The 15278-nt window shown below is 63.4% G+C and carries 17 protein-coding genes and 1 pseudogene; 9 read left to right on the top strand and 9 right to left on the bottom strand.

Annotation, left to right across the window (positions count from 1 at the left end; all coding sequences use genetic code 11):
• The first annotated feature begins 14 nt into the window (after positions 1–14).
• The 4 genes from BPRO_RS14985 (at position 15) to BPRO_RS14995 (ending at position 1212) form a co-directional block, all read left to right on the top strand.
• On the top strand, positions 15–332 hold the full coding sequence (locus BPRO_RS14985) for a hypothetical protein (protein ID WP_011483916.1): 318 nt from the start codon (positions 15–17) through the stop codon (positions 330–332).
• A 63-nt stretch (positions 333–395) separates the two neighbouring features.
• Positions 396–605: a hypothetical protein gene (locus BPRO_RS14990; protein WP_041388854.1), complete on the top strand. Its 210-nt coding sequence runs from the start codon at positions 396–398 to the stop codon at positions 603–605.
• 143 nt (positions 606–748) lie between these two features.
• Entirely contained in the window at positions 749–913 is a 165-nt protein-coding gene (locus tag BPRO_RS29630) for a hypothetical protein (RefSeq protein WP_157045810.1), read from the top strand.
• The gene (locus BPRO_RS14995; RefSeq protein ID WP_011483918.1) at positions 910–1212 is read left to right on the top strand and encodes a hypothetical protein; all 303 of its coding nucleotides are present in this window, start codon (positions 910–912) and stop codon (positions 1210–1212) included. Before BPRO_RS29630 ends, BPRO_RS14995 begins: the two co-directional genes overlap by 4 nt.
• A gap of 326 nt (positions 1213–1538) precedes the next feature.
• Here BPRO_RS14995 and BPRO_RS15000 read toward each other — a convergent pair whose 3' ends face one another.
• From BPRO_RS15000 to BPRO_RS15020, 5 genes are all read right to left on the bottom strand, one after another.
• Entirely contained in the window at positions 1539–2273 is a 735-nt protein-coding gene (locus BPRO_RS15000; RefSeq protein ID WP_011483919.1) for a glutathione S-transferase family protein, read from the bottom strand.
• Positions 2274–2390: 117 nt separating this feature from the next.
• Positions 2391–3059: a DsbA family oxidoreductase gene (locus BPRO_RS15005; protein WP_041388855.1), complete on the bottom strand. Its 669-nt coding sequence runs from the start codon at positions 3057–3059 to the stop codon at positions 2391–2393.
• A 302-nt stretch (positions 3060–3361) separates the two neighbouring features.
• Positions 3362–4861, bottom strand: coding sequence for a tripartite tricarboxylate transporter permease (locus BPRO_RS15010; RefSeq protein WP_011483921.1), 1500 nt, complete (start codon positions 4859–4861; stop codon positions 3362–3364).
• A 33-nt stretch (positions 4862–4894) separates the two neighbouring features.
• Positions 4895–5368, bottom strand: coding sequence for a tripartite tricarboxylate transporter TctB family protein (locus tag BPRO_RS15015; protein WP_011483922.1), 474 nt, complete (start codon positions 5366–5368; stop codon positions 4895–4897).
• Between the two features lie 76 nt (positions 5369–5444).
• A complete protein-coding gene (locus BPRO_RS15020; RefSeq protein WP_011483923.1) occupies positions 5445–6437 on the bottom strand; it encodes a tripartite tricarboxylate transporter substrate binding protein in 993 nt (330 codons plus the stop codon).
• Between the two features lie 415 nt (positions 6438–6852).
• Between BPRO_RS15020 and BPRO_RS30145 the strand changes: the two genes are divergently transcribed.
• The gene (locus BPRO_RS30145; RefSeq protein ID WP_011483924.1) at positions 6853–7023 is read left to right on the top strand and encodes a hypothetical protein; all 171 of its coding nucleotides are present in this window, start codon (positions 6853–6855) and stop codon (positions 7021–7023) included.
• A 52-nt stretch (positions 7024–7075) separates the two neighbouring features.
• On the opposite strand, the gene BPRO_RS15030 is transcribed toward BPRO_RS30145, so the two are convergent.
• Entirely contained in the window at positions 7076–7369 is a 294-nt protein-coding gene (locus BPRO_RS15030; RefSeq protein WP_011483925.1) for a hypothetical protein, read from the bottom strand.
• A gap of 312 nt (positions 7370–7681) precedes the next feature.
• On the bottom strand, positions 7682–8851 hold the full coding sequence (locus BPRO_RS15035) for an acyl-CoA dehydrogenase family protein (RefSeq protein WP_011483926.1): 1170 nt from the start codon (positions 8849–8851) through the stop codon (positions 7682–7684).
• A gap of 224 nt (positions 8852–9075) precedes the next feature.
• Between BPRO_RS15035 and BPRO_RS15040 the strand changes: the two genes are divergently transcribed.
• The 3 genes and pseudogenes from BPRO_RS15040 to BPRO_RS28635 form a co-directional block, all read left to right on the top strand.
• A complete protein-coding gene (locus BPRO_RS15040) occupies positions 9076–10281 on the top strand; it encodes an acetyl-CoA C-acetyltransferase (protein WP_011483927.1) in 1206 nt (401 codons plus the stop codon).
• Positions 10281–12440: a 3-hydroxyacyl-CoA dehydrogenase NAD-binding domain-containing protein gene (locus BPRO_RS15045; RefSeq protein ID WP_011483928.1), complete on the top strand. Its 2160-nt coding sequence runs from the start codon at positions 10281–10283 to the stop codon at positions 12438–12440. The genes BPRO_RS15040 and BPRO_RS15045 overlap by 1 nt, the downstream gene beginning before the upstream one ends.
• A gap of 72 nt (positions 12441–12512) precedes the next feature.
• A pseudogene (locus BPRO_RS28635) lies at positions 12513–12693 on the top strand (SDR family oxidoreductase); the annotation flags it as partial.
• On the opposite strand, the gene BPRO_RS15050 reads toward BPRO_RS28635, so the two are convergent.
• Together BPRO_RS15050 and BPRO_RS15055 are read right to left on the bottom strand one after the other, a co-directional pair.
• Positions 12666–12962, bottom strand: a complete 297-nt coding sequence (locus BPRO_RS15050; protein WP_049764129.1) for a c-type cytochrome — start codon at positions 12960–12962, stop codon at positions 12666–12668. The pseudogene BPRO_RS28635 and the gene BPRO_RS15050 sit on opposite strands and share 28 nt — an antisense overlap.
• Before the next feature lie 29 nt (positions 12963–12991).
• A complete protein-coding gene (locus BPRO_RS15055) occupies positions 12992–14209 on the bottom strand; it encodes a sulfite oxidase (protein ID WP_011483930.1) in 1218 nt (405 codons plus the stop codon).
• A 111-nt stretch (positions 14210–14320) separates the two neighbouring features.
• Between BPRO_RS15055 and BPRO_RS15060 the strand changes: the two genes are divergently transcribed.
• The gene (locus tag BPRO_RS15060) at positions 14321–15271 is read left to right on the top strand and encodes a bifunctional helix-turn-helix transcriptional regulator/GNAT family N-acetyltransferase (RefSeq protein WP_011483931.1); all 951 of its coding nucleotides are present in this window, start codon (positions 14321–14323) and stop codon (positions 15269–15271) included.
• The last annotated feature ends 7 nt before the right edge of the window (positions 15272–15278 follow it).

The following is a 15278-nucleotide window of genomic DNA, read 5'->3' on the forward strand; positions in this document are numbered from 1 at the left end:
TTTGCAACGCAGTCATGGACGAAAAGACGCGGTTTTATGTGCCGGATAGCGTGCAACACCACACTAAATTGGAGTGGCACGGGTTATTTTCATGCCGACTTCGTCCCCTACCGCAGGAGAACCTCATGGGATTCACTGAGCAAATCACGCAAAACACCCAAACCGAGCAGAACCAGCAAACCCACCAGAACCACCAGCCGGACCTGGGCCGCCAGACCTCCCAGACCAACCAAAGCGACAGAAAGGATCAGCAGGCCAGCCATCCGCAGGCCGGCAACGCCCCTTGGCCACCGTTCCAGGGTCAACGGCAAGATGGGTCAACCCGCAGCTGAACACTGTCACGCACCAGAGTCCCCTGCCGCCACCGGGATTTCTGTGCAAACCGGGAGAGCAACATGGACCCGCACAATGAAATGGATCTGACCGCCTACCTCCAGACAGAAGGCCGCCGCCGCGCGGCCGAGTTGGCAGGTAGCCGGCATTCAGGAGACCCCGGCCTGCCCGCGCCCTCCTCCCAGGCGCAGCAGCAATGCGCCACCACGGTCGATGACCCGCAACCGCCACAATGCCTCAGCGAGGCGCTGCGACGCATGGGTGTTAGCTGATCGGTGGCCGCATCAGACAACACGGCAGGCCTTTTCCCACGTTGCCGTGTAGGCCTCCACCGCCAATTAACGCAGCGGACTGGCATAGCGCCGCACGGCGGCCTATGATTTCAGTATTGCAAGACGACTGCTCTGGAGACCGCATGAAATACCTCTTGCCATTGAGCCTGGCCGCCATGTTGCTGGCGGGCTGCCCCGATACCAGGTCGCCCAAGCTCCCGCCCCAGGTGCCGGAACCCAAGGCCGCCGTAGCCCCTTCCGCGACACCCATCGCCACGATGCTGCGCCCCTGCCCGATCTGCGCATGAAAGTCCTGATCGCGCTGGCCACCCTGTGCCTGGGCGCCTGCGCATGGGTGGCCGCGCCAGCCGGGTACAAGGTCAGCATCGAAGGTGAGCCTTACGTGCTCAGCCAGCTCACTGCGGGCACCTGGACCGCGATTTCCACCGCGGTGGTGGCGCCTTCTGCCAGCAGGCCGTCAGTCCAGGCCGCGCTGGTGCAGGCCATTGAGCAGGCCTCGGGTTGCAAGGTCACCGGGAGTGATTATTCCCGCGAGGGGCGGCAGCTTGATGCGCAGGTCGATTGCGGCAGTCGCCTGAAAAACTGATCGGCCGCAACGTGGAGAAAAAAGAGGGCAGCCTTGCAGCTGCCCCGGGTGTGCCGAGCCTCGAGTGCCCGCAACAAAGTCTTGGGGCGCCAGCAGACAGAAGTCATCGTCTGCCGCAAGCGATCCCGCTTTCAATGTGCAATTCATCATGGCACGCACGAAAGGTTGTTGCGGTCAGGCAAGCACAGACCAGTTTGTAGGAAAAGGCCGCACCATTGATCAATTCAAATCAGGCCTGCGACCCAGATGAAAACGGGACTGGAAAACGGACTGATAGCTATTAAATTAGCAGCACCCAGTTCATCCGCGCATGCAGGCCAGGCGCTTCAGGCGTCAAGTTCCGGGTAACGGCGAAAGATGCCGTCTTCATTGAAGGCTATGCGTCGCTCGCTGGCCAGGTAGGGCGCCACGCGGCGATGCTGGGCCACGCTGGCATGCAAGGCGGCCACGTTCGGCACCTTTTTCAACGCGCGCCGGCTGGCCTTGGGAAAAGCGTATTGCAGGCCTTCCACCAGCTGGAAAAGCGACAGGTCCGCGTAGCTCAACCGCCCACCCACCAGATGGCGACTGCCCCGGGGGTTGCGCGCCAGCACGCTTTCAAACCAGGCCAGGAATTTGGGCATGCGCGTCTGGCGAAACTCCTTTGCGCGCCGGGCCGCTTCCGGCTTCTGATCCTGGTAGTAGAGGCCGGTGGCAATCGGGTGGTGTGTGTCGTGCGCCTCGGCGACGACGTCGGCAATCGTCAGCTGCAGCTGGTGCGTCCACACGCGCTGAACCTCGCTCTTGCCGACCAGCCCGAGGCGAGGGCCCAGGTACAGCAGGATGGCCGCCGTCTGCCCGACGATGACCTTGCCGTGCACCAGGAAGGGGGGTGCAAACGGCGGACGCTGCACCTCGGGGCTTTCCATGACATGCATCATGGCCGCCATGCCCTGCCCGGCTTTTTCGCCTTCAAGCCCGCGCGCCACATCCACATAGTCGGCGCCTGCGGCCTCCAGCGCCAGGCGCACAAATTCGCCGCGCCCCTGAATCGTTGGCCAGTAATGAAGTTCGTAAGGCATGGCAGCTGCTGCGGTGAAGGGGTTGAACTATCGCTGGCGACCGGGCAGCGCATGCACGCCGGCGGTGAGGTGCCATCTCAGGGGGCCGAACGGCATCGCGTCCGGTGCAAGCCGCTTTCAGCCCGCGGCCGCGATCTGGCGCAGGGCCTGCTCAAATACTTCGGGGGGTTGCCCGCCAGAGATCAGGTGGCGGTCATTGATGATGACGGCCGGCACCGAATGAATGCCCTGGCTCAGGTAGAACTGCTCGCGCTCGCGCACCTCATCGGCGTATTCGGACGACGCCAGGATTTCCCGCGCGCGTTCCGCGTCCAGGCCCACTTCGCCCGCCACCCGCGCCAGCACCTCGTGCGAACCCGGACTCTGCCCATCGGTGAAGTAAGCCTTGAACAGCGCCTCTTTCAGCGCCTTCTGCCTGCCCTCGCCCTGCAGTTCGGCCCAGTGGAGCAGGCGGTGCGCATCAAAGGTGTTGTAAATGCGGCTGCGGCCACCGCCCGGCTCGTCCGCCATGCTGAACTTGAAGCCCAGCTGCGCGCCCCGCACCCGGATGTTTTCGCGATTGGCATGGGCCTGCTCGGGCGTGATGCCGTACTTTTGCGTGATGTGCTCGGTGATTTCCTGGCCCTCGGCCGTCATCTGGGGGTTGAGCTCAAAGGGCTGGAAATGCAGTTCGGCCGCGATCTCATGGCCGACCCGCGCCAGCGCCTGGTCCAGCGATTTAAGCCCAATCACGCACCACGGGCAGGAAACGTCGGAAACGAAATCAATTTTGAGTGACTGAGTCATGGATTGCCTTTTACGAAATTCAATGCAAGGGGCGCCGCCGGACCTGAATCGCCGGCGGCAAGCCTGGCAAATGGCCAACGGACATTGTTAACCCTGGCAGGCAAGTTTGTGACGGCATTGCCACTATTCAAGGTACGGACTGGGGACACTCGGCCCGCTTCAATGCGCAGAGGCGTTTTCGGCTAGCCAGGCGACAGCCCGATGCCCCGAAGGCCCGGTTGTTCCCGCAACCGTCATGCAGGATTCCCGGGACTGCGCCGGCACAGGCCGGCGCGGCCACGCCCGCCTTGGCACGTGATCCATCAGGCGGCGTAGACTGCCCTTGGCCTGCGCAGCCAGCCCAGCACCAGCGGCATGGTCCACACCAGCACGGTCAGCACGGCAAGCGTGGCGGCGATGGGCCGACCCACAAAGGCCATCAGGTTGCCATCCGACTTGATCATCGAGGTGATGAAATTTTCCTCCAGCATGCCTCCAAGCACCACACCCAAAATCGCGGGAGCGATCGGAAAGTGGTTTTCCTCCAGCAGGTACGCAATCAGCCCGGCCACCAGCATCACGCCGATTTCGAACATGGAGTTGTTGATGGCAAAAGTGCCCACCATGCAGAACAGCAGGATCAGCGGCATCAGAATGTTGCGCGGCACCTTGAGTATCTTTTTGGAGGCCTTGATGCACAGGATGCCCAGCGGAACCATGATGATGTTGGCCAGGATGAAGATCAGGAAAATCGCATAGATGTTTTGCGGGTTGGTGGTGAAGAGCGTCGGCCCCGGGTTCATGTTCTTCATGTAGAGCACGCCAATGACAATCGCGGTAATCGAGTCGCCCGGAATGCCGAACACCAGCGCGGGAATCCACGCGCCGGCCAGCGCGCTGTTGTTGGCAGAGCCCGATTCGACAATGCCTTCGACATGGCCGGTGCCGAATTTTTCGGGCTCTTTGGAAAACTTCTTGCTCATGGCGTACGACATCCAGGCCGCAATGTCGGCTCCGGCACCTGGCAAGGCCCCCACGGCGGTACCCAGCACGCTGCCCCGCAGGATCTGCACAGGGTATTTTTTGGCCAGCTTCCATTGCCCCTTGAGCACATTGCCCACCTGCTCCACCACCAGTTCGGCCGGCGGGCTGGTGTCCACAACATAGCGAATGATCTCGGAAATGGCAAACATGCCGATCATCATCGCGATCATGCCGATGCCGCCCGTCATCTCAGCGTTGCCAAAGGTGAAGCGCGGAAAGCCGGCCGGGTTGTTCAGGCCGACACAGGCGACCAGCAGACCAAGGAACAGGGTGATCAACCCCTTGAGAGGTCTATCAGATGTGATGAACACGGCGCAGGTCAGCCCCAGCAACACCAGCCAGAAATATTCGAACGAGCTGAACCTGATGGCGAATTCGGCCAGCGCCGGCGCAGCAACAATCAGCACAATCGTGCCGAACAGTCCGCCCACGGCCGAAAATACCAGGCCGGCCCCGAGCGCCACCTCGGCCTGGCCCTTGCGGGTTAGTGCAAAGGCCTCATCGGTGTATGCGGCAGAGGCGGGTGTGCCCGGTATGCGCAGGAGGCAGCCGGGGATGTCGCCCGAAAAAATCGCCATCGCGGTGGCCGTCACGATGGCGGCTATGGCCGGCACCGGGGCCATGAAAAAGGTCACAGGCACCAGCAGTGCCGTGGCCATGGTGGCGGTAAGCCCCGGCACCGCCCCTACGAACAAGCCGTAAAACGCGGCGAGCACCATCACAAAAAGGGTGTAGGGCTCGAACACCATCAAAAACGCCTGTGCCACTGCATTCCACATATGCATCACCTCCCGTGTGTGTTGTTCAGCCGTTTACCAGGCATGGTTGACCAGCAGGCCCCACGGCAGCGGCACCCGAAGCAGTTTGTAAAACGCAAAGTGAATCAGCAAACTGGCAATGATGGCGATCAGCAAGGACCTGCCGAGCGGCACGCGCAGTACGTAAAACATGGCCGTCAGGATGAGTGTGGCCGTCAGCAGGAAGCCGAGTTTGTCTGCCGCCAGCATGTAAAAGAGCACCGAGGCGACGAGCACGGCAAGGCCCAGCACATGCCGGGGAGACTGCGTCCAGCCTTCAAACCGGACCCAGGGCGCCGCGGCCCTGGCATGCCAGCCGCGCACCATCAGGACCACGCCGCCCACGCACAGGCCTGCAGCGATCAAGCCCGGGAACAGGGCCGGCCCCACCTGCTGGCCAGGGATTTTCGGAAAGGACTGGACGGTAAACAGCACCACAGCGCCCAGCAGGGCAAGCACCAGCCCGAAGATCGCGTCATTGAGTTTCATGCGGAGACTTTCACGAATTGGCCGGGCAGGAGTCCCCGGCCCTGCGGGGTTCTTTGGCGGGTCGCCGGGACAGGCGCTACTTGGCGATGCCGACCGCCTTCATGGTCGCCCCGAGTTCGGCATCGGACTTCGCCATGAATTTGCCGAATTCGTCGGGGCCGGCGTACACCACGCCAAAGCCGCGGCTGGACATGAAGTCGTTGTATTCCTTGCTCGCCGCAATTTTTTTGATCGCGGCGCTCAGCTTGTCGCGCACCTCGGCAGGAATACCCTTGGGTGCCACAATGCCTCGCCACGCTGCCATGGTCCAGTCGCTGCCGATGGCAGCCTTGAGCGTGGCCACGTTGGGGTACAGGGCTGCGGGCTTGTCATTCATGATCGCCAGGCTCTTGACCTTGCCGGCGTCAATCAGCGAGCGTGCTTCCGGCAAGGAGACCGGGGCAATGTCGACGCCGCCGGCAATCATGTCCTGCAAGCCAGGCGCAGCGCCATTGCTGGGAACCCAGGGCACGGAGGCCGGGTCGATTTTCTGGTCGCGGAGCAGGCCGGCAATGGCCAGGTGCCAGATGCCGCCCTGCCCGGTTCCCGAAGCCTTGAGCTTGCCGGGATTGGCCTTGATCGCCGCCAGCAGTTCATTGACGGTCTTGTAAGGCGCATCGGCCCTGACCTGAATACCCGCCGGGTCAGCATTGACCAGACCGATAGGGGTGTACGAAGCGCCTGTCAGCTCGGTCAGGCCCTGCCAGTGCATCATGCCGATCTCCACGGTGGCCAGGCCGATCGTGTAGCCGTCAGGCGGCGCCGAGGCAATGGCGGAATGGCCAACCACACCGCTGCCGCCCGTGCGGTTGACCACCGTGACGGGCTGGCCAATTTCCTTCTCCAGCAGGCTGCCCACGATGCGGGCCGTCGCATCGGTACCGCCGCCCGCCCCCCACGGCACGATCAGCGTGACAGGCCGCGTGGGATAGCCCTGCGCTGCGACGGGCAGGGCCGCCGCCACCAAAGTCAGGCAGGCGATGGCGCCGGCGGCGCGAGCAACAAACGAACGGCGTGATGAAGCGGGCATGGATGTCTCCTTGTGGGCTGTCAGTGAATGGCTTGCGGGAATGCCTCAACAATTTGCAGCGCGCCGTGTTCCGACAAGGCATCCCTGAGGCGGCTTCGGGGCTCACTCTAGGACATTTGCCGCATCGTTGAAACTAGGGTGAACCATAGTATCGTATGATGATTAGCGACAAGACCAGGGTGTCTGCCGGACCATCAAAAACCCAGGCAAACCCGCGGAAGTCCTCATCCGGCAGCCATCTTATGCTGCTAAATACATAGCATTAATAGCCCGGCAGCCGCACCGGAAGCCCCCCGCAAAACGGAATCCTTTGATGAGACGGTAGGTCGCGACCGACACCCATCAGCGCTCCTCCCCGATAGCGCCCCCCTTCGCCTGCACCGATAGTGAAGCTATAACTTTTCGGAGAACAACAATGTCTTTTGCACTCTACATGATCGGTTTCCTGATCTTCCTCGGCGGGGTGATCTGGGGCGCGGTGGTGGCGGGCATACCGCATCTGTACATCGGCATCGGTGCACTGATATTTCTCGGCATCGGCATTTTCAGCGCCGTCAGCCGCACGCGCAGCAAAGACCCGTCCTGATCACTGGCGCCTGCTGAAGGCCGGTGCGGCGCCACAAAAAGGCCAGCGGCCTTCAGCCGTTGCTGACAGGGGCGCTCCGCTGCAGGCTGACAACGGATTCGGCGCCGCGTTTGCCACCTTCGGCTGCCACGGTCATCACGCCCCGAAAAGGCGGGCTAAACCGTGAAACCGATTCGGACAATTCCTGCTCAAGCCAGGTCACGCGCTGCGCGTACATCGATGCAAGCGCAAGATGATGGTCCGCCGCAATCTGGTGCTCGATGCGGGCCAGATTGGCTGCCTGCAAATACTCCTGGGCTTTTCGAATATGGGCATCCACGCGTGTATGAAAAAGATCGAATCGCATACAAGATCCCTCCTCATGAGCAGAAGTTGAAAGAAACCGTTTTTATTGAAACAGAAATAATGGTTTTGGGAATACCCAGTTTTAGGGATTGGCCCGTCCAATCTGTCGCGTTCTTGCGTAGGACGCCATCTACCGGCCTGCCGGCACGTCCCGATCCGGGGGCCCGGAGCGGAACACGGGCGCGCAAGTCAGCCCACAGCGCGGGCAAACCCGCTGGGTCGCGGCTGAAACGCTGACCGTCGGCACCGTCATCCGCCCGAGGATCTCCTTTGTGGTGCCCGGCTTTGGAGCATGGTCGCGAGATTTGTCTCGTCAGGCCTGCTTTCCACCCAGGCCCATGGACCGCGAAATCACCTCTTTCATGATCTCGTTGGTGCCGCCGTAGATGCGCTGCACGCGCGCATCGGCATAGGCGCGAGTGATCGGGTATTCCCACATGTAGCCATAGCCACCGAAGAGCTGTACGCATTCGTCCATGACCTTGCACTGCAGATCGCTGCACCAGTACTTGGCCATGCTGGCGGTCGCGGTGTCCAGCATGTCCGCAGCTACCAGTTCGGTGCATTTGTCAACGAACACCCGCGCCACCTGCACCTCGGTCTGCAGCTCGGCCAGTTTGTAGCGTGTGTTCTGGTAGCTGGCCACGGGCTGGCCAAAGACCTTGCGCTCCTTCACATAGGCCAGCGTCCAGTCGATGGCGGCCTGCGCCGCCGACACGGCCGTGATGGCGATTTGCAGGCGCTCCCACGGCAACTGCTCCATCAGGCAGATAAATCCCCGGTTCTCGTGCGCCTCGCCGCCCAGCAGGTGGCCGGCCGGCACCTTCACGTCGTGAAAGAAGAGCTCGGAGGTGTCCTGCGCCTTCAGGCCGAGTTTCTTCAGGCGCTTGCCGACTTCAAAGCCGGGCATCCCGCGCTCCACCAGCAACAGGCTGGTCCCCTTGGCACCGGCGGCCGGGTTGGTCTTGGCCACCACGATCACCAGGTCGGCATGCCAGCCGTTGGTGACAAAGGTTTTGCTGCCGTTGAGCAGATAGCTGCCGTCGGACTGCTTGATGGCGGTGGTCTTGACGCCCTGCAGGTCGGAGCCGGCGGCGGGCTCGCTCATGGCGATGGCGCCCACCATACGGCCGCTGGCCAGCTGCGGCAGGAAGGTTTCCTTCTGAAGGCTGGTGCCGTAATGCAGGATGTAAGGCGCAACGATTTCGCTGTGCAGCCCGTAGCCGATGCCGGAGAAGCCACCACGCACCAGTTCCTCCATCTGCACGACGGAATACAGCTTGTCAGCGCCCGAGCCGCCGTACACCTCGGGCATGGTCATGCACAAAAAGCCGTTGTCGCCGGCCTTGTTCCAGACCTGGCGGTCCACATAACCCTGCTCTTCCCATTGAGCATGAAAAGGCGCAATCTCCTTATCCATGAAGCGGCGGAAGGTATCCCGGAAGGATTCGTGGTCGGGGCTGAAGAGGCTGCGTTCGATCATGATGTCACCTGTCTGGCCGTCAAAGGGAGGTCACCGTAGGGTCTGCGTGAATCCTATTTATGCAAAGCGGGTGCTTTGTGAAATGAATATACTTCAACAGCCCTTGACGTCCGCCATTTCTTCAATATCGTCAGGTTGTCGATCTCGCCTATTTCGTCCGATTTCGTCCAATTTCGTTTTATTTCGTCCTGCTGATCCATTCCCTGCCCCTGAGGAAAGCTGCCATGACTGAAGCATTCATCTATGACGCCATACGCACGCCGCGTGGCAAAGGCAAAAAGGACGGCAGCCTGCATGAAGTCAAGCCGGTGAACCTGCTGGCCGGCGTGCTGACCGAACTGCAGCGCCGCAATGGCTTTGACACCGCGGCGATAGACGACGTGGTGATGGGCGTGGTCTCGCCGGTCGGCGAACAGGGTGCGGTCATTGCCAAGGTGGCGGCGCTCCGGGCTGGCTGGGATTTCCGCGCTTCGGGGGTGCAGGTCAACCGCTTCTGCGCCTCGGGCCTGGAAGCGGTGAACCTGGCAGCGCAAAAGGTACGCTCGGGCTGGGAAGACCTGGTGGTGGCCGGCGGCGTGGAGAGCATGAGCCGGGTGCCGATTGGCTCCGACGGCGGCGCCTGGGCTCAGGACCCTGAAACCAACAGCGCGACCCTGTTTGTGCCGCAGGGCATAGGCGCCGACCTGATTGCAACGATCGAGGGTTTCAGCCGTGCAGAGGTGGACGCCTTTGCCTTGCAAAGCCAGCAGCGCGCTGCCGCAGCGCGTTCGGCCGGCCATTTTTTCAATTCCGTCGTGCCGGTGAAAGACCCGCTGGGCCAGATCATCCTGGGCGAAGATGAATTCATCAAGCCCCACACCACGCTGGAGGGCCTGGCTCAGCTCAAGCCCGCGTTTGAGCAGCTGGGGGCGATGGGCTTTGACGCCGTGGCGCTGCAGCGCTATCCGCAGGTCGAGCGCATCCAGCATGTGCACCACGCAGGCAACTCTTCGGGCATTGTGGATGGTGCGGCGGCGGTGCTGATTGGCTCGGACGCGGCGGGCAGAACGCATGGCCTGCAGCCCCGCGCACGCATTGTGGCGGCGGCGCTGAGCGGCGCCGACCCGACCATCATGCTGACCGGGCCCATGCCGGCCACGCGCAAGGTGCTGGCCAAAGCAGGCATGACGGTGGAGCAGATCGACCTCTTTGAAGTCAACGAAGCCTTTGCCGCCGTGGTGATGCGCTTCATGAAGGAGATGCAGGTGCCGCACGAAAAAATCAACGTGAACGGCGGCGCGATTGCCATGGGCCACCCGCTGGGCGCCACCGGCGCGATGATTCTGGGCACGCTGGTCGACGAGCTGCACCGGCGCCAGCTGCGCTATGGCCTGGCCACGCTGTGCGTGGGCGGCGGCATGGGCATTGCGACGATTGTGGAGAGAGTCTGATGAAAACCATCCAGTACGCACTGACCGAAGAGTCTTTTGGCCGGGTGGCCACCATTACCTTTGACGAGCCCGGCTCGCCCGTCAACACCATGTGCCGGCAATGGCAGGACGACCTGAGCGAAGTCACCGCCCAGGTGCTCAAGGACAGGGAAGCCATCCAGGGCGTGATCCTGGCCTCTGCCAAGAGCACGTTTTTTGCCGGCGCCGACCTGAAGGCCGCGATGCGACTGACGGCCGCCGATGCGTCCCAGGTGTACGCCGAGATCGAACGGGTGAAGAAAAACTTCCGCACGCTGGAGACCCTGGGCAAGCCGGTGGTGAGCTGCCTCAACGGCGCGGCCCTGGGCGGCGGCTGGGAACTGGCGCTCGTGGGCCACTACCGTGTGGCGGTGGATGACAGCAAGGTACGGTTTGGCCTGCCCGAAGTCACGCTGGGCCTGCTGCCGGGCGCCAGCGGCGTGACCAAGATGACGCGCCACCTGGGCCTGATGGCAGCGCAGCCCTATCTGGTGGAAGGCAAGACCTTTGGCCCGCGTGAAGCGCTGGCGCTGAGCCTGGTGCATGCGCTGGTGCCCGATGCCGCTGCACTCCGCGCCCAGGCGCTCGCCTGGATAGCCGCCAACCCCAGGGCGCAGCACCCCTGGGACGCCAGGGACTACGAGATCCCCGGCGGAACCCCTGCCAGCCCCGAGGTTGCCGCAGCGCTGAGCGTGGCGCCCGCCATGCTGAAGAAAAAGACGCGCGGACTCTACCCGGCCCCGGAAGCCATCCTGGCCTGCATGGTCGAAGGTGCGCTGGTAGACCTGGAAACCGCCTTGCGCATTGAGAGCCGCTACCTGGCCAGGCTCATGACCGGCCCCAACGCCAGGGCCATGATCAACACCTTTTTCTTCAACATGAACGCGATCAAAAGCGGGCAGTCGCGGCCGTCCAGCGTGCCGCACGCCACGCCCCTCAAGGTCGGTGTACTGGGCGCCGGCATGATGGGCGCGGGCATTGCGTACGCGCAGGCCAGCCGGGGCTTGGCCACCGTGCTCAAGGACGTGAGCCTGGACAAGGCCGAGGCCGGCAAGGCCTACAGCGCCAGGCTCACGCAGCCGCAGGTCGAGAAGGGCCACATGACCCCGGCGAACCAGGCAGCCCTGCTCTCACGCATCACGGCAACTGACCAGCTGGCGGATCTGGCGGGCTGCGACCTCATCATCGAGGCGGTATTCGAACAACGCGACCTGAAGGCCAAAGTGACTCAGGAGGCCGAACCGCTGCTGGCGGCGGGCGGTTTTTTCGCGTCCAACACGTCCACCCTGCCCATCTCCGGCCTGGCAGTGGCCAGCAGCCGCCCCGAGAAATTCATTGGCATCCACTTCTTCAGCCCGGTGGACAAGATGAAGCTGGTCGAGATCATTCGCGGCCGGCAGACCGATGACGAAACCGTGGCGCGCGCCTTCGACTACGTGCAGGCGCTGGGCAAGATTCCCATCGTGGTCAACGACTCGCGCGGCTTTTACACCAGCCGCACTTTCGCCGCCTTCGTGATGGAAGGCGCGGCCATGCTGGGCGAAGGCATTCCGGCCGCGGTGATTGAAAACGCCGGGATGCAGGCCGGCATGCCGGTCGGCCCGCTGGCAGTGCTGGACGAAACCGCCCTGTCGCTGAGCGTGCATGTGCTGGACCAGACGCGCGCCGACTTCGCCGCCGAAGGCAAAACCTATATCGCAACACCGGGCGAATTGCTGGTGGAACGCATGGTCAAGGAATTCCAGCGAAATGGCCGGGCCGAAGGGGGCGGTTTTTATGACTACCCCGCTGAAAAGGGGGCGAAGAAAATGCTGTGGCCACACCTCAAGGCACTGTTTGAAAAGTCCGGAACACCCTGGGACATAACCGGGATCAAGGACCGCCTGCTCTACCGCCAGGCCGTGGAAGCAGCGCGCTGCCTCAGCGAAGGCGTGCTGACCACCGTCGCAGAAGCCAATATCGGCTCCATCTTCGGCATCGGGTTTCCGGCCTGGACCGGCGGCACCCTGCAGTTCATTTACGGCATGGGCCTGGACGACTTTATCCGGCGCTGCGATGAACTGGCGGCAAAATTCGGCCCGGGCTTTATGCTGACCAACACGGTCAGAAGTGCCCTGCGCAAGCACCAGCCCGTCTACTGAAGCTCGAACCGATTTCTTTCAACCAAGCTCACCATCTCATGCAACGACTCCAGAACAAGATAAGCGTCATCACCGGCGCGTGTGATGAACGAGATGGAAGCCCGCGTGCCGCTCAAGCGCCTGAGCAGCCCAGGAAATCGCCCATATCTACGCTTTTCTGGCGAGTGACGAGGCCGGCTATGTCAATGGCGCAGAGATCGGGGTGTCGGGCGGGATGACACCTGGCTATTTGCCCGCAACCTGCTCGACGTAGCGCGCGATCGCCTGGATCTGCTCTTCGGAAAGCGTGCGGAAGGCCGGCATCTGGCCGATGCCGTTCTTCAGCGCCTTGACCACGCGCTGGGCATCCGGCCTGAGTTCGTCCAGCGACGGCCCGACGGTTCCCTCGGCGCCCGCGTCCTTGAGCGTGTGGCACAACGTGCAGGACGGCGTGGCGCCGCTGATGAAGAGCCGCTTGCCGTCCTCCTGGGCGTGGCAGGCCGCGCCGAGCGGGCCCAGCAACAGCAGCCAACCCAACAGCATGCGACCCGTGTGGGCAGAAAACCGCACCTTCAGGTCACCGTGACCGGCAACGCATGGACGCGCCAACCGCTGTTGAGGTAGCCGCCCGCGTTTTCCGGCGTGGACTCAGCCTGCCAGTTGAACTTCACGTCCTGGGCGCGCGAGGCCAGCAGGTAGTTACCCGGCGCCAGCTTCACAGGCAGCACGAACTGGCGCCAGGCAAAGCGGCCCAGGTCAGGCCCAACCAGCCGCGCTTGCTGCCAGGTCTGCCCGCCGTCGACGGAGACGTCCACACGCCGCACCGCCTGCGTGCCGCCCATGGCGACGCCGTGAATCTGCACCCAGCCTGCGCGCACGGGCGACCCGGCCTCGGGCGCGGGCGCGTTGATCCAGGACTTGACGTCCATCTCCCACACGGCCGGGTGGCTGGGGTCGCCCTTCTGCCCCGGCGGCGATATGCGGTAGCCGGTCTTCTGGATGGCTGCGTCGGTCTCGGCTGCGGTGAAGGCCAGTTGCTTGATGTACTTGATGTTGTTCACGCCGCTGTAGCCGGGCACCACCAGGCGCAGCGGCCCGCCGTGCGCGTGCGGCAGCGGCTCGCCGTTCATTTCCCAGGCCAGCAGCGCGTCCTCCATCGCTGAGAGCGGCACCGAGCGCTCGACCATCACGCTCTTGGGGTCCAGGCCGTCCGGCAGTCTCTCGCCGCCAGTGCCGGTCATGAACCGCCCGCCGCTGGCCAGGCCGCCCAAGGCCGCCACCACCGTGCGCACAGCCACACCGCTCCAGATCACGCAGCCAGCAGCACCGACCTGCCACTTGGTGCCGCTGGGTTTGTCGGCAAAGTACCCGCGGCCGTTGCCCGAGCATTGCAGCACCGTGGCCAGCGTCTCCAGGCCCAGCGACTTCAGCTCGGCCACGCTTAGCGTGCGGGGCCCACGTACGCCCTCCACAGCCAAGGTCCAGGCGTCGCGGTCGGCGACGATGGACACGTCCGGCGCCGGCAGGTTGTTGCGGATGTACAGGCGGTCGGCCGGCGTGATCACACTGGTGCCAAAGGCGCTGCGCTTGGTCTCGATGGTGGTGGCTGTGTGCACGATCAGGTTGTTCGGGTTTTTCCAGCTCACATAAGGCGGCAACGGACGGGCCTGGGTTGCCGCCGGGGCGGCCTGCGCCTTCGCATCGGTCATGCCGCCCAGGCCGGCTGCCGCCAGGGCGCTTGCGCCGGCGGCCAGCAGGCTGCGGCGGCCGGGATCGTAGGATGAAGTCATGATTGTCTCCTTGTTGTGGGATGTCGATTCCGTCCGGCTGTTCCATCCCCAGCATATACCCAGCAGGCGAGAAAACCGAGTTACTTGACTTTGGCAAATAATTGCTTGACCATGTCAATCATGAACCTGCCGTACTCCCCCGTCGCGCCGGACCAGGTCAATGCCGTGCGCGACTTCAATCGCTTCTACACCCAGCGCATTGGCGTGCTCGACCCTTATCTGGGCAGCGATCTCTCGCTCACCGAGGTACGGGTGCTGTACGAGCTGGCTCACCGCGACCAGCCCACCGCCACCGAGCTGGGGCACGACCTGGCACTGGACGCGGGCTACCTGAGCCGCATCCTGCGCCGCTTCGAAAGCAAAGGCTGGCTGGCACGCGTACCCTCCGTGGCCGACGCCCGGCAAAGCCTGCTGGCACTGACCGAGGCCGGGCACCAGGTGTTTGCACCCTTGCAGCAACAGTCCAGCGATGAAGCAGCGGCGCTGCTGGCGGCGCTGGCCCCCGGTGAGCAGCAAAAACTGGTGAACGCCATGGGCACCGTGCAGCGCCTGCTGGCGCCGGCCACCACGCCAGCGCCGACGCGCACCATCGTCCTGCGCGACCCCAGGCCCGGCGACATGGGCTGGGTGGTGCAGCAGCACGGCGAAATTTACGCCCGCGAATATGGCTGGAACAGCGAGTTCGAAGCCCTCGTGGCCGACATCGCCGGCAAATACCTTAAAAACTTCCGGCCGGATTCCGAGAAATGCTGGATCGCAGAACTCGACGGAGAGCGGGTCGGCGCGGTGTTTGTGGCGCGCAAATCAGCCACCGTGGCCCAGTTACGCATGTTGATCCTCGCCCCACAGGCGCGCGGGCTGGGCCTGGGCAGGCGCCTCACGGATGAATGCATCGAGTTTGCGCGCAACAAGGGCTACAGGAAAATGCAGCTCTGGACCAACAGCTGCCTGGACGCGGCGCGGGCCATTTACGCCAAGCGGGGCTTCCAGCTGGTCAAAAGCGAGCCCTACCACGGCTTTGGGCATGACCTCGTGGGTGAAACCTGGGAGCTGCGGCTGTAAGAGCCTG

This window comes from Polaromonas sp. JS666, from assembly GCF_000013865.1.
Lineage (GTDB): Bacteria > Pseudomonadota > Gammaproteobacteria > Burkholderiales > Burkholderiaceae_C > Polaromonas.

Coding starts and splice junctions, on each gene's coding strand:
- BPRO_RS29630 (WP_157045810.1), top strand. CDS start 749: ATGAAATACCTCTTGCCATTGAGCCTGGCCGCCATGTTGCTGGCGGGC.
- BPRO_RS14995 (WP_011483918.1), top strand. CDS start 910: ATGAAAGTCCTGATCGCGCTGGCCACCCTGTGCCTGGGCGCCTGCGCA.
- BPRO_RS15020 (WP_011483923.1), bottom strand. CDS start 6,437: ATGCCCGCTTCATCACGCCGTTCGTTTGTTGCTCGCGCCGCCGGCGCC.
- BPRO_RS15000 (WP_011483919.1), bottom strand. CDS start 2,273: ATGCCTTACGAACTTCATTACTGGCCAACGATTCAGGGGCGCGGCGAA.
- BPRO_RS15050 (WP_049764129.1), bottom strand. CDS start 12,962: ATGCTGTTGGGTTGGCTGCTGTTGCTGGGCCCGCTCGGCGCGGCCTGC.
- BPRO_RS15030 (WP_011483925.1), bottom strand. CDS start 7,369: ATGCGATTCGATCTTTTTCATACACGCGTGGATGCCCATATTCGAAAA.
- BPRO_RS14985 (WP_011483916.1), top strand. CDS start 15: ATGGACGAAAAGACGCGGTTTTATGTGCCGGATAGCGTGCAACACCAC.
- BPRO_RS14990 (WP_041388854.1), top strand. CDS start 396: ATGGACCCGCACAATGAAATGGATCTGACCGCCTACCTCCAGACAGAA.
- BPRO_RS15005 (WP_041388855.1), bottom strand. CDS start 3,059: ATGACTCAGTCACTCAAAATTGATTTCGTTTCCGACGTTTCCTGCCCG.
- BPRO_RS15060 (WP_011483931.1), top strand. CDS start 14,321: ATGTCAATCATGAACCTGCCGTACTCCCCCGTCGCGCCGGACCAGGTC.
- BPRO_RS15040 (WP_011483927.1), top strand. CDS start 9,076: ATGACTGAAGCATTCATCTATGACGCCATACGCACGCCGCGTGGCAAA.
- BPRO_RS15045 (WP_011483928.1), top strand. CDS start 10,281: ATGAAAACCATCCAGTACGCACTGACCGAAGAGTCTTTTGGCCGGGTG.
- BPRO_RS15015 (WP_011483922.1), bottom strand. CDS start 5,368: ATGAAACTCAATGACGCGATCTTCGGGCTGGTGCTTGCCCTGCTGGGC.
- BPRO_RS30145 (WP_011483924.1), top strand. CDS start 6,853: ATGTCTTTTGCACTCTACATGATCGGTTTCCTGATCTTCCTCGGCGGG.
- BPRO_RS15010 (WP_011483921.1), bottom strand. CDS start 4,861: ATGTGGAATGCAGTGGCACAGGCGTTTTTGATGGTGTTCGAGCCCTAC.
- BPRO_RS15035 (WP_011483926.1), bottom strand. CDS start 8,851: ATGATCGAACGCAGCCTCTTCAGCCCCGACCACGAATCCTTCCGGGAT.
- BPRO_RS15055 (WP_011483930.1), bottom strand. CDS start 14,209: ATGACTTCATCCTACGATCCCGGCCGCCGCAGCCTGCTGGCCGCCGGC.